Consider the following 23,455-nt stretch of genomic DNA (forward strand, 5'->3'; position numbering starts at 1 on the left):
CGATTTGGGACTGGCCATTTTTCTGTCGCGTTAATCTTTCTGTGTATTCGTATTTGCTTGACGGATGGATGAAGTCATGCGTCGCGAAGTCGATTCATGCGCAACTGAATTTTTCAGCAACCTACTGCAACTGTCAAAAAATCTCGACTTAAATCGCAAGTCCAATGAGCGAGCCTCCAGTGTGGAGCCTCGCGACCCTAAAGTACGGCACCTTGTCGTACATAACTGACGTTCACCGATCCAAGTGTTAAGATTCGAACGCTTTGGCGGTTACTCCTGCGGAGACCCTGCCATGCCCTCAGCCGTTCTTACTATCGACATCCATGCGGCGTCCGAAGACGTCTTCGACTTGATTCACGACTACTCCCGACGCCTGGAATGGGATACGTTCCTGCGCGAAGCACGTTTGCTCAACGGGGCACAAGTGGCTGATGTTGGTGTATCATCGCGCTGTATCGCTCGGTGTGCCGTCGGTGGCGCGGCAATGGACACCAACTACATCACGTTTTCTCGCCCGACTGTTGCCGCCGTTTCGATGACGCGCGGTCCTTGGTTTCTGCGTTCGTTCGCAGCTTCAATCCGCCACGAGATCATCGACGATGATACTGTCCGCGTAAGCTACCGTTACAGCTTCAAGGCGTTTCCACGATTGCTCGCATTTCTGATTGAGCCCGTGATTCAATGGGTCTTTCGCAGGGAAACGTCGCGGCGGCTTTCAGCGCTGAAGTGTTTCGTTGAGCATGGACGGCCAACACCGCACGCCCCCTGAGCCGCGGTACGGTGTTCGTTTAGTTTACCGCCATCTCAGGGCGGAACCCTCGTACGAATAACGTGTCCTGATTGTGCGAGCTGACGAACCAGACGCTGTCATTGAGCGGGCTGAGCATCTATCTCGTGACAATTATGAATCGGATACGACCGTATACACCCTCTTCAAAATAGGATTTTACACCCACAATCGACAGTCCGTAGCGATCGGTAGGAATGTCTCTACGGACAAACCTCGGGCTGGCGTCTAAGCGTTGAGATGCCCGAAACTCTTGGCGAGTTTCGCTACAGCCGCTGCCTTGCCATGATCTTGACCTAGGCGGCGCGTTGGTCGGATTGCTGATGGTGCAAATCGGAGTCGATTGCTGCAAAAATCTCTGCGATTAAACGCTTGGATTTTCCCCAGTCATACCATTGAGCCGAAATCGTGGTCGCCACCGAGACTTGGACACATCCGTCGCTCTCTTCGAGCAATAGATGCAGCTTGCCACAGTTCGTGATCAGCGTCGAAGGCAACTCCGTCGTCAGCGAACACTTGTTGGTGTCCTGATGGACTTCGGCGATCATCAACGACTTTGCCGCTAGCGAACACAAGGTTGCCAACAGCACTCGCCCTGGTGGTGCAAAAAACACCTCCGTTGCATGACGATCCGTTTTGAGTCCTAGTTTGTCACAGATCGGCACAATGACTTTGCTCAGTTTGACAAGCGAAAATCCGATCGGCGACACGGCATCGAAGACTGCCAATAAGTCTTCCCCCGTGACTGCTTGACGAGAATCACGCGCAGCCAAGGTGATGCGTTTCCGCCCCTCGTCGCTCGCAAGTATTGTTTCGTACTGAATCGACTCCGTCCAACGCACCACGGCCTCGATAATGGTAGCCTCGTTATTTACAGCCTCGATAATCGAGTCGCTGGATTCGGCTGACTGCTGGTCATCCCCAACGAGCGGCTCTTGACGCTGCCCACATTTGGCACAGAACGTCGCTGCCCCATCGGCGCCACAGTGAACACAGTACATCGAAGTCGTTCCCTGAATTCGGATTTGCATAATACCCCAGAAACATTGTCCGAAGTTAGCCAAATGTTTGCTTCGGTAGCAAGTGCCGTTCACCCCTGATGGCGACGATCGGAGAAAACATCTGTTACTACAATCACGATTGCTTGGGGCTGAAACTCTTGGAGAGTGTCGCTTCGTTCGTGCCCCGGACCCAATTAGGTGATCGTCAGGCAATGGGTAATCAAAAGTGGCTCAAAATGCCATCATTTTGATTTGCTCGTTGGAGAAAGTCCTGGCCCTCACCCGATTTCTACTGGAAAGTTAGTGTTATCGGAAAGTTTCAGATTACAATTTCGCTCGATATTACGGTTTGCTAGGGCGATTTGGGGGACCTCAATACTTTGACACTCGCATGCAGCTTGGAAGTTCCCGAGCACCTAAGTACTGCGGGTGAACCAACTCCCGAAACGACTAAACCTAAGATTGAGACGCTGCAAGTTTTGAGGGCGGTTGCGGCGCTGTGCGTGGTTGTCTTCCATGCCAACGATATTGCTTACTTTCTAAAGCTGACCGAAACGCCACACTTCATCTTGATGCACCTCGGCGACTTGGGAGTCAACCTGTTCTTTGTGCTGAGCGGTTTCATCATTTTCTATATTCATGCGAAGGACTTGGGACTACCCGATCGGGCACGTCGCTACACGTGGCGGCGATTTTCGCGTGTTTGGCCACTCTATGCATTGATCACGTTAGCCAACTGTGGCGTGCTATTTGTGATCGGAAGCAACCAGGTCAGTGGCACCGAGATCGTTTCGAGCCTGCTGTTTTTGCAAGCGAAACCGATCGTCAATGTAGGCTGGACGCTCGTCCACGAAGCGTTCTTTTACGTCCTGTTTGGCATTGCGATCGTTGGCGGACGAAAATTCGGTATGTGGCTGGTTACGATTTTTGCATCCGTTGCGATCTATACGCAGTGGACAACTGGGCCGAGCGAGTCACTTTACGGTTGGATTTTCGCGACTCAGAAATGGTACTTCATTAGTGGTCTCGGCTTGGCGTGCTTGCTGACAGACCAAACCAAAACGCAAGCTGACACTTCAGCAAGAAAGTTTGCTTGGACACTTTTCGGACTGCTGATAGCAACGGCTGTCATCGTCGGCATCCTCGGTAGTGCAGCGGATGAACTCAGCTTTCATTTGACAATGTCGATTGCGTTGGCCGCGATGGTCGGACTTTCCGTTTGGTCCGAAAGAACGATAAATCTACGAATGCCACGCTTGCTCGTTTATCTTGGCGATGCGTCGTATTCCATCTACCTTGTCCATTCATCCGCAATTTATCATCTTGTCAAACTGACCAAGAAATTCTTGCCGAGTCTATGTGCAAACCATCTGACTTTGACGCTCTGCTGTATTAGCTTCATCGCGATTCTTGCGGGCATCAGCTGCTATGAGCTCGTTGAAAAACGATTGGTCCGGTGGTTCCGCTGATGTCTTTAACTCCTGCCCCCAGCTTAAGTCCGCGATAGCCGGGGCCAGCGTCCAAGCGACAGTAAGTCAGGCAGCTAAGCACGCTGCAGCGTCTCCCACCACGGCTCGTCCTTGCTGCCCGCGCATAAAAATCGGCGCGGGAAATCCTTCCCGCGCCGAGCATGATTTTAGTCATCGATCCGCTAGCGTTACCGCTTACGAATTTCGATGATGTACTTCATCAAGTCGTCGAATTCCTTACGGCTTCTCAACTGGCGGGTCAAGTTTTCAGGCATCAAAGACACCTTCGACTCAACGACTTCTTCGATGTCATCCTGTTTGATCTTGATCGGCTCAGGTTCGGCTAGATTTCGCAGAACCAATTCGTCATCGTTCTCCGATATCCGAATGCCGGTGTACACGTTGCCTTCGACGGTTAGCACGCTGACTTGAGCAAAATCCTTGTCGATCAAGTTTGATGGACGCAAGATCGCATCAACCAATTGCTCGGCCGTCAACTTGGTCTTGATCTTTGCCAAGTCAGGACCCAAACGTGCTGCACCCTTTGGAGGTTCGTGACACGCGAAGCAGGCCGCGGCGGACTCGAAGAACAGCTTCTTTCCTCGCTGGATGTTGCCATTGGAGATGGCAAGTTTTGCCAGTTCGGATGGCGATGTTGCCAACAGTTCGGCTTCCAACGTCTCGTTAGAGAATTCTTTGGTTTCAGGACTGTCCGATGCGAGGGACTCTTCTAGAGGGTGCTCGGCGAGCAGTTCCTCTGGTTTCCAGAATGTGCTGCGACCACTCGTTTGCTCGCGAACCTTCTTGACGCTCGCGGCGCTGACGGGCGATGACTGGTTGCCCCAGGTGTTGCGGACAAACGTCAAAACTGCCGCCAGTTCTTCGTCCTTTAACAACGATCGGAAAGCGGTCATCGGTGGCACGCCACGCGACGGGTCGTACGTTTTTCCGTTGACCGTCATTTTGCCCCACACGCCGTGTAGTGCCATCTTGATCAGACGTTCTTCGCTGCCGTTGACCCAGGGGCTTCCCACCAAAGGTGGATAGACATTCGCACTTCCTTTGCCGTGTGTCAGGTGACATGTCGCACAATGGGCTTCGCGTTGGTAGACCTCAGCCCCTAACTTGTAAGCCTTTTTGTCGGCCCGCTTGAGATGCTTCGGTGGGTTGAACTTCACGAACTCAACCTCGGCTGCAGCCGCAAAACCGCTCGCGCCGGTTGTGTCCACGTTTTCCCAGAAATGCTTCACCGTCTTGGCTGCGACCACCGCGTGCTTGACATCCGAGCTCAAAAGCGTGTTCAGCAATTCTTCGTTTCGCACGTTGTGTTGTTGGTGCAACCAAAGGGCTTCGAGCAGATGATGAGCTTCGGTTTCGTCGTTTGGATCAAAGTCTTTGATCCACTCTTGAGCGGCTGCGATCACGGCGTCCGAGTCGCGTGCACTCAGTTCAACTCGGGTCCGGTGGCGAACACCGTCGACGGGGTGCTTGAGGTTTTCCAGCAGCGCGGCGATCGGTTGACCGTCAATCGCAACAGGCTTTTGCAACGGTCGATCTTTCACGGTCAGCCGGAAGATGCGGCCGTGCGCGTGGTCACGGTTGGGGTCACGAATGTTGTGCTGCATATGACCGATGATGGCGTTGTGCCAGTCGGAAACGTACAACGCGCCGTCTTCACCGATGACGGCATCCGTCGGTCGGAAATTGCGATCTTCGCTGTTGAGCAATTCAATGCCCGGAGTTCCCCAGACTTCTCCTAGCTTTCGGTCCTTGCCATTCCCTTCGCGATCGAGCGAATAGTGCTTGACGCCCAGGAATCCGATCGTGTTACAGATCAGAAAGTCGTCCTGTAGTTCCTCGGGAAAGTGATCCGACGACAGAATCGCATCGGCTGCAACGGGACGGAATTCTTTGGTCAGCAGGGTATGCATTTTGAAACCCTTGCCTTCGGGGCGCACTTGATACGATTTGCCCCCGGTACCATCGTTGGCATAGCAGTAACCCCAGCGGTCAAAACTGGTGCCGTGCGGGTTCGGGGCGTTCGCCGCATGCGGTGTGATGGCAAAGGTGCGGGGATCAAAGCGATACATCCCCGAGTCGCCGATGTTTAGGTTTTGTTTCCAAGGCGTCTCGTGATTGTGCACCAAGAAGATACCGCTTTGCCAATAGATTCCGCCGTCGGGGCCGTAAATCAAATTGTTCGCGGCATGGTGCGTATCAGACGTTCCGAGTCCTTGCAAAATGGGGTAACGCAAGTCGGCTTTGTCGTCGCCGTCGGTATCCTTCAGGAACAAAAGGTCGGGTCCCGAAGTGACGATGACGCCGCCGTTCCAGAACTCGAAGCCAAGCGGATTGTGGACGTGAGCGAAGATTTTGCGAGTGTCGGCTTTGCCGTCGTTGTCCGTGTCCTCAAGGATCATCAGCTTGTCGTTCATCTCCTTGCCGGGTTCCCACTTGGGATACGTATTCCAGCTGGCGACCCATAAACGACCTTTAGCGTCGACCTGCATTTGCACAGGATTAGCCAAGTCCGGAAATTGAACTTCCGAGGCAAAGAGGTTCAGTTGATAACCCTCGGGAACTTTGATCTGTGCCATCGATTCTTCGGGGCTCAGGTAATCAATGCTGCCTTCTTTCTCGGCGCTCGAGCTCTTGCTGCCGCCGCCGACGTTGGAAATCACTTTTACCGGCGGTGGAACATTGCTGTCGTCGACAACATACTTCTTGCCTTCGGCGGCTGCCCAAATCGCTTTGTCACGATTGGCCGTCATCACATCGAGCATCACGAGTTCGTGCTTCAGAACATCCGCATTACTTTGCCCATCGACAAACGTTAACGTCGATCGGCTGCCCCACACGTCGTTGCCATCGGTCGCATGATAGCGATTGTGCCAATGCCAGTTCTTGTCTTTGACTGCGGCGTAAATGTCGGCAAGTTTGTCTTCGTCGGGAGCTGGCTTGCCAAGCAACGCTTGCGAGATGATCCCGGCGAGTTTTTTGTATCCATTCGCATTCAAATGGATGCCATTGAGCGTGTACCGTTCCGAGCTGGACTCGAACAACTGGCGTGTCGGAGTAAACAGGTCGACAAAGGTTACGCCCGCTTCCGCCGCAGCTTTACGTGTCACTTCGGTATAGACAGCCAGATTCGCATTCAGCTCTGTCCCCTCAGGAAGATTGCGGTCTCCGGTGTTTTGATAGGCAATGGGGCTGAACAGAACAAAGCGGAGATCCTTGCCTTTTTCGCGTCGCAGTGCGGTATATCGCTCAACCAGTTTGACCAGTTCGGCTTGATAGGCATCCGCGCCGCCCGGACCGGCAAAGGACTCGTTGTATCCATAGAAACTGAACACGACATCGGGTGCGATATGTTGAAGGTACTCGTCGTCGTTGGTGAACCCCTTGCTGCGGGGTTTCTTGTTGACCATGTCGCCCGAAAAACTCATGTTTCGGAAGCTGACGTTCATCCCTTTCAGCTGGCTCTGGAGAACCGTTTCGACCCACGGGTCATGCTGCATTCGGTCGGCGAGGCCGTTGCCGTAAACGGCGACCACGTCATTGGGCTGAAAGCCAAAGGAGTCAGCGGCGGTGGCCGATTGGACCGCCATCGCTGACAAAAAACAGGTGATCAGAAGTACAGACAGGTGATGTCTGAGCGTAGCAATGGAGCTGCGATTCATGTTCTTGACGTCGCTTTGTTAGGTATTGTCATGCGAACGAGGCCGCAAAATGACATAGCGGGGTGAGGAAGAAGCGTTCAAGGGGGCATTCCCCGACGGCAGGTATGAAAGATTGTAATCTAGATAGGGGATCAACGAAAACCTGATTGGTCTCTCACATTGATTCTTCCCCAATTTGTTGATTTGGTGAGCAACGACGGGCAAGCATCCGGGGATTTGACGTGTGATTTCCCACCCGTTTGGTTGTAAAGCCAATGGCATTTGCCGATTCCTACAGCCGCGTTCTCTGTGCGACGAAACCGTTTCATGATTAAGACATTTGATGAAGCCTACCAGTTTGTGCTGGAGCAAAAGGTTTGCACGGTTTTCGGCAGCAAGGGCTCTCCCTACCCCTCGTTGTGGGACAACACGGGACTTTCCGAAAAGAAACCAAAAACGGGGGGCTGGAGTCCGAAGGTGATGGCCGTTTGGGACTGGAAGACGCGGATTCCGCAAACGTATCCCGATGCGGTGTTCTACGGAAAGGTCCCCGGCGGCGATGCGGTGCTGATGGAGATGCAGCATTTTCGTGATCGCCATTATCCAACCGCCTTCCAGCCAGTCAGCGAGTTAGATCCGCTCGCCCAGGAAGTTTACGAGTTCATTCGACTGGAGCCCGACTACACCGGGCCGCTTCGCAAGCGAGCGATCACGCGATTGGCGTGTTCGAAGAGCCAATTCGATACGGCGCTAAAGAAACTGCAGGTGAGTCTGAATATCGTTCGCTCGAACGATCCCAAACTGAAAAACGATTTCTGGTTGCCGATGCGAGAAGTGCATTTGGACATCGTGCGTCAATACGAGTAACGTGAGCAAACAAAAGCATTTGAGCTAACAGACCAGGGGAATATCAGCCTACTTGCTAAACACAAACCTGACTGCGGCTTGTTTAAATCTAAGCGTCCGAGACCGCCGATGCCAACGACGACTTTGTTGCGACACGTTGGAGATCGGGGGCGGCGAATTCGGACGTAGGCTTTTTGTGCTAGGCAACATCGACACCCCTGCAAACTTGGCGTCGTTCATTTTGGTCAGACCGGTTTCGAACCTTAACGTAACGCCACGGGTTCGCACTCAATACCATCTGTGGGGACGAGCCGGTGGAGGCACGTTGACTCCTCACCAGGCCCTATTTTTCAGTAATGAACCGTGACACGGCGTCAGGAGTTCGTGATCTTCCCAAAGGATGACTACAATACGTATCCTGACTCGTCGGTATCGTGGCAAATCGAATCTGTGACGTTTACAAAAATATGTCGATTCTACTTCCCGAAAAAACTTCACCTTAGGCAAACAATGAAACCGTTCATCGTCATCGCTGCACTCCTATTCACGACTTCAACCGCAATGGCCGAACCACTGGTCTACGAAGGAACCGAAGGGGTCGGGAAAGGCAAGCACATTGTCTTCATCGCCAACGACCACGAGTACCGCTCGGAGCAGAGTTTGCCGGTGCTCGCCAAGATGCTGGCCAAGCATCTCGGCTTCCGATGCACCGTGCTGTTTGGGATTGACGATGAGGGATCGATCAAAGCGGGGGCGGAGCAAGTACCAGGGATGGAAGCCCTGAAGGACGCGGATTTGCTTGTCTTCTTTACTCGTTTTATGAATCTGCCGGACGAACAAGCGGATCTGTTAGTGGATTACTTTGAACGCGGTGGTCCCGCCGTTGGAATTCGCACTTCGACACATTGCTTTAATGGGCAAAAAGGCAAATGGGCGAAATTGAACTTCAACTACAACGGCGATGATTACCGTGGCGGACTGGGGGAGCAAGTCTTTGGCAATACTTGGCACAACGAACGCGGCCAAAGCCACTATGGGACCAATCATGTCATGGGGGCCCGTATCACTCCGGCAGCGAGCGCGGCAAGGCATCCGATTCTAGCCGGAGTTCAACAGATTCACGCCTACTCAGGCGGCTACAAATCACAACCTCCGGCCGACGCGACACCGCTTTTGGAGTTGCAGGTTCTCAATACATTTGGACCAAGCGACGACATCAATACTGATAAACCAATCGTGTCGGCGGGGTGGACACGCGATGGGTATATTGCTCCATCAGGCACGAAGAAAGATGCACGTATCGTTTATGCGTCTTTCGGCGCCTCCGAAGACTTGCTGAGCGAAGATGCTCGGCGATTCTTTGTCAACGCGTCCTTGTGGGCGATGGGGATGGAGAACGAAATTAAACCTGACCTGGACGTTAGCATCGTGGGCGGATTCAAACCCAGTCCCTATACCACGGGCGCCTTCTACTACGAAAACGTCAAACCGTCTGACTTGGCAGGCTGGGAGAGTCAAGTGATGCCAGCGGATGCAAAGCTTGGTGGGCTAGACGATCGGAAAATGAAATCCAAGAACGCTGGCGCACTGCAAAACCGGCCTGAATTGAAAGCCGAGTTAGAGAAAACGCATCCAGGCATCGGCGATCGAGAAACAAAGCGTCCGGCAGCGACTAAGGAACGTCAGAGCAAATAATGTCGTGGATCGCGAGGTGCGAGCGGACGGTAGCTATCGGATTTCGACGTAGCTGCCGTCGCGTTCGCGGCGGGGATCCACGCTCTGCAAGCGATCAGCGACATACGCCAGTTTCGCCTTGATCACGGAGCGATCAGCGACAATCCGCTAGTTATTGTGCCCGGCGTTCGCTTCGCCGTGCACGATTTTTTTAAAACGGCCTGGTTGCCCCGAAAGACTTTGCGTTACTTCTCGGCTTGCGCACGAACAAGACGCGAGTTGGATTTTTGCAGGCGATCCAGCATGGGATCTAAAACTTCCTTTTTGGTTGTCGCTTGCCACGTCGGAGTATCGATCGGAATCCGTTTTTCCGATTCGGGCATCTTCGCACCCTCACTGATGCGATGCTGAGTCACCAGCACTCCAATGTTTTGTTGACGACGATCCAACCACATCAGCGTCCCACTTGATCCGGAGTGAGAAATTTCATTGGCAAGTCCATCTTTGCCAGCGGACCGGAGCATGAAACCAAGTCCGTAATATTTCCCCGGTCGGTCCCCTCGATACATCTCTTGGATCGCATCGCGAGGAATGAATTGTTTGCCATCATGGACACCGTAATTCTGGTGCAACAGCATGAACTTGCTCAGATCGTCTAAGGTCGATACGATCCCGCCGCCGACGGAAATATAGTTTCCAGGCGGAATGAGTGGTTGATTCAATTTGCGACGAAATTTTCCGTCGGACCGCCACAGCCAATAGAAGTCGGCCATTTGCTTGGCCGTATCTTCGTCGGGATGGTAAGTCGAGTGCGTCATTCCAAGTGGTTCGAACAACTCCGTTTGAATCGCCACCTCAAGTGAGTGGCCAGTCGACAGTTCGATGATCCGTCCTGCGATATCGTATCCAATTCCACTGTACGAAAATTCTTCGCCGGGATTAATCGGCATTGGCATCTTGGCTTCTTGTGCGACGACGTCGGCCAGTGTCATTCCCTGGTGTCGGTAACGGAGCCAGGGGCGACCGCCCTTGTCATAGTCCGAACGGAATCCAGCGGTATGGCTGAGACACTGCCGCAGTGTGGGCACGGTTGCAGGGGCCTCGCCCGACTCTAGTAACAAGTCGCTCATCTCATGCAAATAAGCATCGATCGGGCGGTCCAAGTCCAATCGTCGCTCGGCGGCAAGCTTGACCACGAGCGTTGCGATGATGGGTTTTGAGATCGAGGCGACGTGAAACGGAGTTTCCGCGGTAAATGGCTTGGCATGCTTGATATGCCGAAACCCGAATCCCTCTTTGAAGATTTTCTTGCCATTGTGCATCAGCAAGACAGCTCCACCGGGCACTTCGCCACGCAAAACGCTCTCGTCCAAGTGTTTTCGTAACATGTCGTGGTCTGGGGAACGAAGGAATTCGGTTTTTTCTGTCGGTGCAGCGACATTCTCGGCCGGCAATGAACTCGCCGCCACCAAGAAACAGCACAGGATGACGACGAAATATCTCACAGTCTTCATGCAACACCAGTCATTGCGACGTCGGAAACGAATTTGGACGCATAGCGTAGTCAGATCCGAAGGCGGCTGTAAGTAGCCAAATTGGCTCCAACCCCCTCTACCCCATTGCAAGCAACATTGTGCGACGCCCGCGGTGCGACGCGAATGACTTAGTTTTGCGGTATGTCGCGATCGTTAAGCAGCGGTCAGCAATCCACTGTACGACGTAGGAAGCATGCGTTCACCACGTGCGAGTGTCTTGCGAAATCGTCGCAGCGGATGCGTTCGAGTCTCAGGGACGCATCACACATCCAGTGGTAGACATTGGAATGATTGTCATTGGAATTCCCTTCCTTGGTGATGCAGAGACCAGCGTTCCAATTCCAAGGCGGATACAGAGTCGGTGGCCTGCGGATCTACGATTTGTTTCTCCGCACCGGATAACCATAATCGAAACTGTTTTGCGTGGTTTTCTTCTGACGCAACCTCCAGTTGGGACTTATAGTGATGTGAATCTGCTGATCCTGTTTTGATTATTTCGACCGAGGTGAACTCCCGTGAGTCTTTTGAAAATCCAATACGACCAATTCATCAAAGACGGCTTCGACAAACTCGGCGCGATCGTGATGGTGATTGACGGTTGCAATGAAGATGAGCGTTATGAGCCCACCGTCGAATTGCTTGAGGAGATTGGTTACAAACGAAGTGACGCGGGCGAAGTGGGTGAGGACGAGTTCTTGATCAAGACTCCCGCCGGTAGTATGAGCGAGAAATCAATGCGTGCGTTTTTTGTGAAGTTCAAAATTGGCAAGTTGTTGCTGCAGTATCAACCGTTGAACCGATTTATCGTTCGCGGCAAGCAGTATACGCCGCATCGGCCCGAGTCGGACTTTCGCTTTGCAGATTGGTATCCGGTTAAACCAGATTCGAAAAAGGCAAACGCAAAACCAGTTGTACGTCGGGGCATGATTGAAGATCAAATCGCTGACGATTTTCCCAACGCTGCCATGGCTGCCCAGTTTCTTCACGAGCAAGGATTCAAACGTTCTAACCGGTACAAGAGATTGCCTGTCAACACCTACTTTGTCGCGGCGCGACATGGTGATGGACAGGCATCGGGAGTGGTGTTTCGTGGCGAGAAAGAAACCTACTACTTTGATTTCTATTCGGACGCACGGTACGTGATGGGAGCCAGCGGGCTATTGAAGGATCACGCAGACACCAAGCGACAATTAAGAAACGCTTCGGAAATCGTGGCCATGAATATTTTGTTCTAATCCGGTCGACGGAAGTTGCCGGTCGAAATTGATTAACCGCTTTGGATGATAGCCAAGGTAACTAAAAGTTTGATGTCTTAGCGGTTTGGCGCTAGCCACGGTTCAGTGGTGACAAAACCTTGGCTAGCGCCAAAACGCAACGCTGTGAAGCATTTAGAGACGGCAAATTACGGCATTTGCATCCCGTAGCTACGCTCGCCAGAGCGTGGATGGTTGCCGTCCAATACGAATCACCACCTTCTGGCGAAGGTAGCTACGAGAAAATGCTTCACAGCGTTGGCCAAAACGGCTAACTAAATCAGCAGTCTCCTTCGTCGGTGGAGAGGTAACTGCAGTCATAAGCCGGAAGAAAAAAGGACATCTCGAAATTCTTGTCAACTTCGGGCTTTTAGCAATCCAGCGTTTGCCCGGCTTGAATCTGGGAACCGTGGCAAACGCCTAAGCCGCTCATTTACGCCGCTCATTTACCTCGTCACTACAACTTGAGCTTGCATCGGATGCACGATCGTCAACTTCACCGGCGGAACGTTGGTGACCGGCGGTGCGGCCGGTTGGGACGTGATCATTGGTGCAACTTTTGTCGGCATCGCTTGCTGGGTCTTGAGGGCTGTTTCGTTTTGGAGTGCCGGAGCTTTGTCTTTTGCGGCCTTTGAAATTACCAGCTCCATCTCGGTATCGGCCGTGGTTGGTTTGGAGTGACGTGGGGTCATGACGACTCTTTCCGATACACGTTTGCCGTCTCGTGCTGTGACTTGCACGGATGGAAATTTCGATTCGACTTGTGATTTGGTGGCACAGTGCATGACCAGCCATTGCTCCGGCATGCCACCTGCTGAAAATGCACCGCTTGCTTCATTGAGGACGTATATGTCGTAGGTGCCGTTGTCACGTTTGCGAGCTTGTAACTTCATCATCTTGTCGCGAAGTTCGCAGGTCAGCACGTTCTCGCAACATTCGTTGATGGGGACACACAGTGAGAACGAGCAGCCGGGCAAACAAGTGATCGCACGCTTACCGATTTCAACACATTTGTGCGTTTTGGAAATAACGTAGGGGACTTTGGTCGGCGCTTGGAAATCGATCTTGGAAACATAGCAATGGGTTTCTTCGTCGATTCTTGGAATGCGACCGATAATGTTGAGATGGATCGGCGTCTTGCTGCAGGTGCGTCGATCGCAGTGATGACTCAATCGGATTTCACAATCCAGGCAGTGATTGCAATCGCAGTTGCATGGGTAATGCCCACAATGGGAACATGGATCGTGATGATGGCAGGTGCAAGGGTAGTGCCCACAATGAGAACAAGGATTGTGGTGATGGCATGTACAAGGATAGTGGCCGCAATGGGAGCAAGGATTGTGGTGATGGCATGTGCATGGGTAATGCCCACAGTACGAGCAAGACGGCCGTAGGATCGGGTGGTAGATCGGCGGCGCAGGATAGATCGGATGAATTTGACAACTCGGCTGCGGGTGAATGATCACGTGACCACCGTAATGTTGGGCGTCGGCATGACTCATCAACAAAACAGAAATGCCCAAGATAGGGATCAGGGTGCGAAAGAGTGACATGGCTGGGGTTCCTCGATACCGGGTAAGTAATCAATCGAAGCGTCGTTCGCCTGCGGCATTCCCCCGATGCTAGAGGATCGGTTCGCTATCGCTACGGAAGACAATCGGTCGGCTTTTGTTGATGATTGTCCGGTTGCTGCTCCCAGCGTGTCCCCATTGCGGGAAGCGAATGGTTCGGAATCCATCAGGGGCATCCCGATGACCGATCCGGATTGGAAGTCCAATCGGGATGTAGTACTCCCCAAAAATCACATGCCAATCGGTCGAGCACATATCTGTAGGGCAGCCATCCATAACCATGGTCACCCCATCGATCACCCCATCCGCAGCGGACCCGCAGGGCACCACGCAAATCGGAACGAGGGTCGTGTTGTGGAAAATTGTCGTCGTATCCCATCGCAATGGCTGCCGTTCCTCCGAGGATGCCGCTGCGATTCGGTTCGTGTGGGATCCAGCTCTGCATCGTCAGGCAATCGGGTACAGAAAATCCAAACAAACACGGCGTTCCCGAGGCCAGCCAATATTTGATCGCTGTCAAACGGTTGATCGCGGGATCGCATCGATCGTCAATTCGATAAAATTTCAAGCTGGCATAGTCACTGCGAAACCCGAACAGAGTCGGATCCGTGGGGAAGGCACGTGAGAGTGTCTGAGATGGCCACATTGGTTCCGGCGGGGCACCAAAACGCACCAATGACTTCAGTGTTGCTCGTAACCCAACTCCCATTAATCCGCCGCCCCCATGTGTCCGAATCGTCATTTGGTAAAGAAATTTTGAAGAGTGATTCAGCGGGATTCCACGCCAACGTCGACTGATCCAATCCACCAAGGACAATGTCATGACCGCCGTGGTAGTGTGGTCAGGGCAATGATCTAGTTGGCGAAGTTGCAGCGTCTCTTCGTCCAAAATGTGCGTTTCAGGCAACTCCCGCGGTGCCGTAGAACTTCGCGGCTCGCGTGCTGGCAAAAGGAAATTCGCTTTCAAAATTCCTTGCGTGAATGGGAAATCTCGTGGGTCGGTGATATCGGGACACCAACCGAATGCATCAGGAGTAAATGATGACATTTCCCGCACCTTGTCATTGCAACGCCTTGTTATTGCCACACAGTGTCATTCGGGACTCCATCCCTAATCGCGTCTGCTATTGAAACGGCTACTGCTCGATTGCAATACGTGCAGCGAGGTGAAGCCCAACGGCAGCAAACGGATCGCGATGGATTTTGATTATCAAGAACATGCTTGCTTTGTCTGAAAGAAAAGAGCAAGTTCATGCACCCGGGCGACTTGACCATCGCTTGGGGGGGCGGTAAGTTTGGTTTGTAATGATTGATAAGATTTCATTCCATAGGTTTTGGCATGGATGCAGTCAGCGATAACTGGCATTGCGAAGATGAATTCGCCATTGAGAAGTTGAATTCATTCGCAGATGCTTTCTCTCTTCTTTACGACGCCGCACAGTATGCGGTGGATGCGTCATGTTCGCCGTGGGAGTTCGCGATTCCCTTTGCTGAATTGCAAGAAATGGGGATTCGGACCAACGATGTTCGCTGGTTGGTATGTCGTAACTGGCTTATGCACGGTCAGGACATTAGCACTCCAGGCGACGAACACCGAATGGTGCGTGAGCGAGCCGGAGCCGTCTTTGATAACCATTCGTGTTTTGCTTTGACCGCCGAAGGACAACGACTCGTGGCTGGTCGGTTGCGATCGTCCGGAATTCATGGTCAACACTTGAGAGTTCCCGACATGGGGGCACTGCAGACGAGCGGTCCCTGCTGGGACGCCTCGCGGCATGAATTGCGGTTGGGGCGACAGTTGATCAAGCGATTTCGGTGGCCTGCACTCAATCAAGAAACGATTCTGGCGGCATTCGAGGAAGATGGCTGGCCTTCAAAGATTGACGATCCTTTGTCGTTGAAGCCGGATCTCGATCCCAAACGTCGACTCGCCGACGCTATCAAATGTTTGAATCGTAACCAAGAGGCTCGGCTGCTGAAGTTTCGTGGCGATGGTACCGGCGAAGGCGTGCTGTGGGATCGACTTGATTGATCGGATGACGGCTGTTGCAATAAACTTTGCTCACCAGCCCGCTTCGCCCACGAGCGGGACAAAATGAACGTAACCCAGTTCCTCGAAATCGAAGTCATCTTCGTCTTGGCGAATTACTCGAATCAATTTTTGAGACCCTTGTTTTTCACCGACGGGAATGACCAGACGTCCCCCGAGAGCAAGCTGCTGCTGAAGTGCGGGAGGCACGCTGGGGCCGCAAGCGGCAACGATAATCGCATCGAAGGGAGCTTGGTCGGGTAGCCCGAGCGTGCCGTCCGAGTGAATGACGTGAACATTGTCATAACCGAGCCGTTTCAGTCTGGCTCGAGATGCTTCCGCAAGTTTGGGGTGTCGCTCGATCGTCAAGACTTCACGCACGATTTGCGCCAATACGGCAGCGGCATACCCCGATCCTGTGCCGATTTCGAGCACCCGCTCGTGAGCCGTCAATTGCAATGCCTCGATCATGTAGGCGACGATCAAAGGTTGTGAAATTGTCTGTCCGAAACCGATCGGCAGTGGGGCGTTGCGATAAGCAAACTCGCGCATCTCTTTGCTAACAAAATCTTCACGCGGGACTGACATCATTGCATCCAGGACGGCTACGTCGTGAATGCCGAGCATTGGCAACTCTTCTCGGATCAACTGTTCTCGCTGACGTTGGAAATCGACGTCGCTCATGAAATGGCCATTCAATCGAGATCGGGCCGATTCCGCTGGCAGTGACCTAAGTGAGTCCTGCTGAGTGGAGGGGATCGCGAAATATCGGCCTTCGCGTTCATCATACCCCACCACACCAGCACAAAAACCTGCAGATGCTATTGTCCTAGGAAAAGGACGTTCCAAATCGGTTGAATTTCTCGTTAGCTTGGTTAAAGACATTCGCAGTTTTCGGATAGAATGCCGCCTCGTAGTGTTCAGGCAGCGTCAGGGCGATTTGCCGTATCCCCTGAACGGTGGCCAATCCACCCATCATTGTAGACAGCTCGTGAAAAACTCATGGCATTTGGCGGTCGCCCCCCGCAGATGACCAGACCCTAACATTTCAACTCAACTTAGTCGGAGACTACCCTTGATAGGTTTCAATCGAAATTCACTTTTGACCGGTGCGTGCTTGTGCGGATTAGCAAGCTCGATGATATCGGCACCGCTGTATGCTCAACAAACCGAGGCAGCGTCCCCATCGACGGTTTCGGGGATCGACAAGTCGCTGTTTGGCGAGAACGTTTCACCCGGCGAGAATTTTTACCAGTACGCGAACCAGAAGTGGCTAGAAACGACACAGATCCCCGGAGACAAGTCGGACTATGGCATCTTCACCGTCTTGAATGACATGACTCGTGAGCAAGTTCGCACGTTGATCGAAGCGTCGGCGGCCGAGCAGAGTGCCAAAGGGTCGGCAGCGCAAAAGGTAGGTGATTTGTACCGCAGCGTGATTGACGTCCAAGCCAGAAACAAGGCTGGGATAACACCCATACAACCTTTTGCTGCGATGGTGGATGCAGCGGAGTCAAAACAGGATTTGGCGGCCGTGCTCGGCAAATTGTTGCGGAACGGAGTTTACGGTCCGTTTGCTATTTTCGTCGGTGTGGATGCGAAGAAGAGTGATCAGTACACGGTCTATGCATCTCAGTCGGGATTGACGCTACCGGATCGCGATTACTATCTCGAAGACGAGCCTCGTTATGTCGAGCTTCGCGAGCAGTTGAAGGTCTACATTCGTGATATGCTGAGCCAATTTGGCGCGGTAACTGATGCCGAAGTTGAGAGTGTCTATCAAATTGAACGAGCGATCGCCGAGGCTCAGTGGAGTAAGACAGAGAATCGCGATCCTGACAAAACCTACAATGCGATGACCGCCGAGGAGTTGGCCCAAAAATTGAGCTCATTTGCTTGGTCCGAATATGCGAACGCGGCGGGGGTTGAAGACCAAGACAAATTTGTTGTTCGTCAACCGAGTTACATCGACGCGTTTGCGAAGCAGTTTGCCAATACCGACTTGGCTGCTTGGAAATCCTATTTGAAATTTCAATTGATCGATGCTTACGCGTCGGATCTGAGCGAGTCACTCGAGCAGCGGCACTTCGATTTCCATAGCACGGCGATCAGCGGGATTACCGAACAAGAGCCGATGTGGAAACGAGCGGTCAACACAACCAGCGGCGTGTTGGGTGAGCTTGTAGGGCAAGTTTATGTGGAAGAGCATTTCAAGCCTGAAGCTAAAAAGCGGATGAACGAGTTGGTCGAAAATTTGAAACGGGCTTTTTCCAAACGCATCGAATCGCGAGATTGGATGAGCGAAGGAACCAAAAAACAAGCGATCGAGAAACTCGGGCTGTTCACGACCAAAATTGGCTATCCCGATGAATGGAAAGACTATTCGAAACTTAGCATCGTGCCGGACTCGTTGGCTTCGAATATCATTGCATCTGCCAATTTCGAGCATGAGCGTGAACTGAAAAAACTCGGCGGACCGATTGATCGAAACGAGTGGCACATGACGCCACAAACGATCAATGCATATTACAACCCGACGATGAACGAGATCGTTTTCCCGGCAGCGATCTTGCAACCACCCTTTTTCAATATGGCTGCCGATGACGCCGTCAATTACGGTGCGATCGGCGCGGTGATCGGGCACGAATTGAGCCACGGTTTTGATGACAAGGGCAGCAAGTACGATGGCAAGGGCAACCTGCGAATGTGGTGGACGCCCAGCGATCGCGAAGAGTTTGAGCGTCGAGCTGCGGTCCTTGCGAAACAGTACAGTGAGTTTGAACCGGTCAAAGGCAACTTTGTTAACGGTGACTTAACTCTCGGTGAAAACATTGGCGATCTTGGTGGTTTAAGTCTGGCGTACGAGGCCTACCATCTGTCTCTCGACGGGCAACCGGCACCTGTGATTGATGGGTTGACCGGAGACCAACGGTTCTTCCTTGGCTGGTCACAGATTTGGCGGCGTTTGTATCGTGAACAAGAGTTGTTGAAGCGATTGATTACCGATCCGCACAGTCCGAGTGAGTATCGCGTCAACGGGATCGTTCGCAATATGGATGCTTGGTACAAGGCGTTTGACGTCAAGCCAAATGATCCGTTGTACCTACCACCCGAAGAACGCGTTCGCATTTGGTAGTGTGAACTTCGGATTTTGATCAATGACACGGCGGCGGCGATCCAGGATCGTCGCCGTTGTTCATTTGGCATAGCGATTGTCAAAAGGATTGATTTTGGTTGTAGCGGAAGTCGTCAAGACTTTCGTTTTCTAGGATGACCAAAACTCTCGCGTGAGTTCCGCTACCTCAGCAATCGAATCGACGTCCCATGCAAGTTTCGTCGCGACCGCGATCGGGGCGATCTTCCCAATGGAGCTCGTTGACAAGAGCGATTCTGCCGCCCGCTTTCTCTCGCCCCACGCCTTGGGGCATTCGTTCGTTGCATCCGGTAGAACCGGAATCTTCCTTCGATAGAACGAGCGGAATCACGCTGCTTATCGCCCGCAAAGTTGCCCTCTTCGGATTCTTCTGCGGCAATTTGTGCGGTTTGGGCGACCTGTGCCTTAATCGTGGTCTATGTTTTCGTGGGTCATTCGATCACCAAGTTACTGTCCCCCCCATTCTCGATGCGTGTTTGGGGCGAGCAGTCAACTGTACGAGATGACTCATGCGGCGTGCTTCGTTTCTGAGCCCTGTTTTGGAAACAGGGATGGCGGTCGAAGCCGAATAAAACATTGAATGAGTATTCACCGGGGAACTTCCAGTCATGCGATCTGGTACACAAACAGCCAAGCCTGAAGTCAATCGTCAGCAACAATTCGAAGAGATCAAACGCCGTATTCACGGGAAATTGGTCGACAAATTAGACCTTTCGCGTGTAGGCGAGCTCAAGGGCGAAACCCTGACACGCGAAATCCGGCTAGTGGTCGAGCATCTGTGTGACGCCGAAGAAACCCTGCTGAACCGTCAAGAACGCGATCGCATTATCGACGAAGTACTCGATGAAGTGCTCGGGCTCGGTCCACTCGAATTGATTCTGAAAGACCCCAAGGTCAGCGATATTCTGATCAATGGTCCCAAGAATATTTACGTCGAGAAAGGCGGCCAGATGCAGAAGACGGACGTCGAGTTCCGTGACAACAAGCATCTGCTACAAATCATTGACCGCATCGTCAGCAAGGTAGGCCGTCGAGTCGACGAAACCTCGCCGATGGTGGATGCTCGCTTGGAAGACGGTTCGCGTGTGAATGCGATCATTCCTCCCTTGGCACTTGATGGAGCCGCGGTTTCCATTCGTCGTTTCGGTAGCAACCCACTGAAACTCGAAGACTTGTTGAACTACAAAGCCTTCACACCTGAAATGGTGATGTTGCTAGAGGGTTGTATTAAAGCCCGGTTGAACATGATTATCGCCGGCGGTACCGGTTCGGGTAAAACAACGCTACTGAATACGCTTTCTTCGTTCATTGGACACGACGATCGTATCGTCACCATCGAAGACGCGGCGGAGTTGCAATTGCAACAAGACCACGTGGTTCGATTGGAAACACGGCCTGCGAATATTGAAGGTTCTGGAGCCGTTACGGCAACGGATCTTGTCAAGAATGCGCTGCGTATGCGTCCTGAGCGGATCATCATCGGTGAATGTCGTGGTGGCGAAACATTGGACATGTTGCAAGCGATGAACACCGGTCACGACGGGTCGTTGACAACAGTTCACGCTAATACACCACGTGACGCGGTCGCTCGTTTAGAGACGCTGGTCATGATGGCCGGATTTGATTTGCCCTTGAAGGCGATTCGCCAACAGATCTCGGGTGCCGTTGATGTTCTGATTCAAGCAAACCGATTGCAAGGTGGACCTCGTCGCGTCACGGCGATCACCGAAGTGGTCGGTATGGAGCAGGACACGATCGTCTTGCAAGATATTTACCGTTATGTCCAAAAGGGAATTAACGAAGAAGGCAAGGCATTCGGTCACTTTGAGTGCACCGGAGTACGGCCTTCGTTTATGGACAAGTTGGAATCGGCGGGAGTTCGTTTGCCTGCCAGTGCGTTCCGCGAACGCGTGATTATGCCAGCGTAGTTAGATCAAGCAATCTCAGGCTTGTCGGTCGATGGGTCGTTCCGTCGCCAACAAGCCTGATTTAAGAAAACAGTCGATTTAAGAAATAGACTTCATTGCTGCGTGCCATTTTTTGCAAGCAGCAACGGAGTAAGTTCGAAACACAAACCAAAAGTATTCAAGTGCCCTGGTCTTATCGCCACTAAGGGGACACACCTGAACCACTTCCTCGAGAATTAAAGCGTTGCTGTCATGAGCGGAATTGTCATCATTGTCGCCGTGGGTGTTTTTGTTGCATCGTTAGTTGCGTTTGCCATCAATGTATTGATGCCAAACTCTGACTCGACGTCTGCCGAAGACCGGCTTGCTGCAATGGCCTCACGCCGAGGTGCGGGAGCCGGCAATGATTCAGACTTCAAGTCGTTGCTAGTCAATGGTGGCGAGAACGCAACCAATCCGTTGGCTAAGTTCTTGGAAGAAGTTCCTGGATTGAACGACTATCTCGAACAAGCTGATATCAACATTAACGCGATGCAGTTCGCGATGATTTGTTTGGCTGCGGTCGGTGGTGGAGTCGTTGTGACTGTCGTTTCGCCGCTTCCAATCTTGTTGGCGCCAATTGTGGGTTTGGCCTTTGTGACATTGCCCATTGGGTGGCTGATTTTCAAACGCAAGCGGCGGTTGACCAAATTTGGCAACCAAATGCCTGAGGCACTCGAGTTGCTGGGCCGCTCGCTCCGTGCAGGACACTCGCTGAATGCAGGTTTTGATCTGGTTTCCAAACAGATGGAAGCACCGCTGGCGATCGAGTTTGGACGTGCGTTTGACGAGCAAAACTTTGGTATTCCGCTGGAAGAAGCAATTGAGGGAATGGCCGCTCGTGTTCCGAATATGGATCTTCGCTTCTTTGCCACGGCAATCATTTTGCAGCGTCAAACCGGGGGTGACTTGGCTGAGATCCTCGACAAGATCAGCCACTTGGTTCGCGAACGATTGCAAATTCAAGGTCAGATTCAAGCGCTCACTGGCGAAGGCCGAATGAGTGGTGCGGTGTTGCTTGCCCTGCCGCCCGTCTTGTTCATCACGATGTTAAAGTTGAACTACGACTACGTCATGATGTTGTTCACCGACGAATATGGTCAGTACATGCTTGGTATTGCCCTGTTCTCGCAGTTGTTGGGTGCGTTGATGATCAAGAAAATTATCACCATCAAAGTTTAACGTCATAAATCACCGCCACGGACGCACGTCGCTGTGGTTTTTCAATCGGTCTGCAACTCAATCCACTCGAATTTTTCCTCTCGTTGAACGAGTTCTGCAAGGAACTTTCTATCATGAACACATTCACGATTCTCGCTTTCGCCTTAGACCCAGTTACGCTAACGTCGATCGCTATTTTTATTGCGGTGACCGGTGTCGCTTGGGTCGTGCTTGGACGAGTCAGCGGCGACGACAAGCCGCGTGCGGAAGCACGTCTCGATGCAATGCGAAGCTCGCGAGGAGCCTCGGTCGAGCTTTCCGATACTGACAAGAAACGAGACAAGAACGCAAAAATTGCCGCCGCACTGGAAAAGGCTACGTCACCGCTGAAGGATACCGTGACCGGTACCGAGAAAGAGATGGGTGCGCTGCGGATCGAGTTGATGAACGCCGGATTCCGTCGCGATACCGCGCCGGTGGTGTTCAAAGGTATTCAGCTAATCATCGCCTGTATCGGGCTGTTCTTAGGGGGTGTCTTGGGCATCTTTACCGACGGACTGACCCAAGGCATGTTAGTGAAACTGCTGGGCGGATTGATCCTTGGGTTTATGCTTCCAAAATTTGCCCTCGGTCATCTGGCCAAGAAACGTAAAGAGCAAATCTTCTTGGGACTTCCCGACGCATTGGACTTGATGGTGGTTTGTGTCGAGGCGGGTTTGGGGATGGATCAAGCTCTTCGTAAAGTTTCCGAAGAAATGAAAAAGAGTCATCGTCAAATTGGTGAAGAGTTCCACGTGGCGAATCAACAATTGCAGTTCGGTAGCCCCCGTAGCGAAGTGCTGCGAGCATTGGGACAACGAAGCGGCGTGGACGACCTGAAGCAATTGGCATCGATCTTGATTCAAGCGGACAAGTTTGGATCGAGCGTGGGTAGTGCATTGCGTGTTCAGAGCGATGCGATGCGAACCAAACGACGTCAGATCGCAGAAGAAAAGGCAGCGAAGACGGCTGTGAAGATGATTTTTCCACTCGTTTTGTTCATCTTCCCCGGTATCTTCGTCGTGCTCGTAGGCCCTGCGGGAATTAGTATGTATCGCAACATGCTGAGCCAGTAGAGATGCAGCGGCAGTACACTGAACAAAGCAACGGCATAGCGTTAAGCAGGTCCAGATGAGTCATTCAACAGAATGATCTGAGCCGACAGCGTTAGCCGCAGGAATGCTTCCTGCACTATTCATAGGCCCGCGGCTAGCTCGCTATTTATTTAGTGAGCCGTGACGCGTGAGCGGCCGGGTCCCACGCATTACCCGGTGCCTTACGGCCCACGGCTCACCACTGGGATTGACTTTTCGATTAAAGCAACAGCCCGC

16 protein-coding genes are annotated in these 23,455 nt (G+C 52.5%); 10 read left to right on the forward strand and 6 right to left on the reverse strand.

From position 1 onward, the window contains the following. Positions 1–292: 292 nt before the first annotated feature. Positions 293–769, forward strand: a complete 477-nt coding sequence (locus tag SH528x_RS06260; protein ID WP_442509664.1) for an SRPBCC family protein — start codon at positions 293–295, stop codon at positions 767–769. 314 nt (positions 770–1,083) lie between these two features. Here SH528x_RS06260 and SH528x_RS06265 read toward each other — a convergent pair whose 3' ends face one another. Then, positions 1,084–1,818, reverse strand: coding sequence for a hypothetical protein (locus SH528x_RS06265; RefSeq protein ID WP_442509665.1), 735 nt, complete (start codon positions 1,816–1,818; stop codon positions 1,084–1,086). Positions 1,819–2,168: 350 nt separating this feature from the next. On the opposite strand from SH528x_RS06265, the gene SH528x_RS06270 reads away from it, so the two are divergent. Continuing rightward, on the forward strand, positions 2,169–3,257 hold the full coding sequence (locus SH528x_RS06270) for an acyltransferase family protein (RefSeq protein WP_442509666.1): 1,089 nt from the start codon (positions 2,169–2,171) through the stop codon (positions 3,255–3,257). 188 nt (positions 3,258–3,445) lie between these two features. Here the strand turns inward: SH528x_RS06270 and SH528x_RS06275 are convergent, their stop codons facing one another. Further along, on the reverse strand, positions 3,446–6,865 hold the full coding sequence (locus SH528x_RS06275; protein ID WP_442512090.1) for a PVC-type heme-binding CxxCH protein: 3,420 nt from the start codon (positions 6,863–6,865) through the stop codon (positions 3,446–3,448). A 378-nt stretch (positions 6,866–7,243) separates the two neighbouring features. Here SH528x_RS06275 and SH528x_RS06280 point away from each other — a divergent pair, with 378 nt between their 5' ends. Then, positions 7,244–7,783, forward strand: coding sequence for an AlkZ-related protein (locus SH528x_RS06280; RefSeq protein WP_442509667.1), 540 nt, complete (start codon positions 7,244–7,246; stop codon positions 7,781–7,783). Positions 7,784–8,272: 489 nt separating this feature from the next. Then, positions 8,273–9,457, forward strand: a complete 1,185-nt coding sequence (locus SH528x_RS06285; protein WP_442509668.1) for a ThuA domain-containing protein — start codon at positions 8,273–8,275, stop codon at positions 9,455–9,457. Positions 9,458–9,681: 224 nt separating this feature from the next. Here SH528x_RS06285 and SH528x_RS06290 read toward each other — a convergent pair whose 3' ends face one another. After that, positions 9,682–10,950 (reverse strand): serine hydrolase domain-containing protein, encoded by a 1,269-nt coding sequence (locus tag SH528x_RS06290; protein WP_442509669.1) that lies wholly within the window; start codon positions 10,948–10,950, stop codon positions 9,682–9,684. Between the two features lie 536 nt (positions 10,951–11,486). On the opposite strand from SH528x_RS06290, the gene SH528x_RS06295 reads away from it, so the two are divergent. Further along, positions 11,487–12,206 carry a hypothetical protein gene (locus SH528x_RS06295; protein ID WP_442509670.1) on the forward strand — a complete coding sequence of 240 codons (720 nt, stop codon included), beginning with the start codon at positions 11,487–11,489 and terminating at the stop codon, positions 12,204–12,206. Between the two features lie 464 nt (positions 12,207–12,670). Here the strand turns inward: SH528x_RS06295 and SH528x_RS06300 are convergent, their stop codons facing one another. Next, positions 12,671–13,396 carry a hypothetical protein gene (locus SH528x_RS06300; RefSeq protein ID WP_442509671.1) on the reverse strand — a complete coding sequence of 242 codons (726 nt, stop codon included), beginning with the start codon at positions 13,394–13,396 and terminating at the stop codon, positions 12,671–12,673. Positions 13,397–13,961: 565 nt separating this feature from the next. After that, the gene (locus tag SH528x_RS06305; RefSeq protein ID WP_442509672.1) at positions 13,962–14,843 is read right to left on the reverse strand and encodes a hypothetical protein; all 882 of its coding nucleotides are present in this window, start codon (positions 14,841–14,843) and stop codon (positions 13,962–13,964) included. Between the two features lie 291 nt (positions 14,844–15,134). Between SH528x_RS06305 and SH528x_RS06310 the strand changes: the two genes are divergently transcribed. Then, positions 15,135–15,827 carry a hypothetical protein gene (locus SH528x_RS06310; RefSeq protein ID WP_442509673.1) on the forward strand — a complete coding sequence of 231 codons (693 nt, stop codon included), beginning with the start codon at positions 15,135–15,137 and terminating at the stop codon, positions 15,825–15,827. A gap of 30 nt (positions 15,828–15,857) precedes the next feature. Here the strand turns inward: SH528x_RS06310 and SH528x_RS06315 are convergent, their stop codons facing one another. Continuing rightward, positions 15,858–16,508 carry a protein-L-isoaspartate(D-aspartate) O-methyltransferase gene (locus tag SH528x_RS06315; RefSeq protein WP_442509674.1) on the reverse strand — a complete coding sequence of 217 codons (651 nt, stop codon included), beginning with the start codon at positions 16,506–16,508 and terminating at the stop codon, positions 15,858–15,860. 454 nt (positions 16,509–16,962) lie between these two features. On the opposite strand from SH528x_RS06315, the gene SH528x_RS06320 reads away from it, so the two are divergent. The 4 genes from SH528x_RS06320 to SH528x_RS06335 all read left to right on the forward strand — a co-directional run bounded on the left by SH528x_RS06320 (position 16,963) and on the right by SH528x_RS06335 (position 23,200). Next, positions 16,963–18,960: a M13 family metallopeptidase gene (locus tag SH528x_RS06320; protein ID WP_442509675.1), complete on the forward strand. Its 1,998-nt coding sequence runs from the start codon at positions 16,963–16,965 to the stop codon at positions 18,958–18,960. Positions 18,961–19,586: 626 nt separating this feature from the next. After that, positions 19,587–20,906, forward strand: coding sequence for a CpaF family protein (locus SH528x_RS06325; protein WP_442509676.1), 1,320 nt, complete (start codon positions 19,587–19,589; stop codon positions 20,904–20,906). Between the two features lie 231 nt (positions 20,907–21,137). Beyond that, positions 21,138–22,106: a type II secretion system F family protein gene (locus tag SH528x_RS06330; protein WP_442509677.1), complete on the forward strand. Its 969-nt coding sequence runs from the start codon at positions 21,138–21,140 to the stop codon at positions 22,104–22,106. A 113-nt stretch (positions 22,107–22,219) separates the two neighbouring features. Continuing rightward, a complete protein-coding gene (locus SH528x_RS06335) occupies positions 22,220–23,200 on the forward strand; it encodes a type II secretion system F family protein (RefSeq protein WP_442509678.1) in 981 nt (326 codons plus the stop codon). Positions 23,201–23,455: the final 255 nt, after the last annotated feature.

The organism is Novipirellula methanifontis (assembly GCF_052161655.1).
Classification (GTDB): domain Bacteria; phylum Planctomycetota; class Planctomycetia; order Pirellulales; family Pirellulaceae; genus Novipirellula.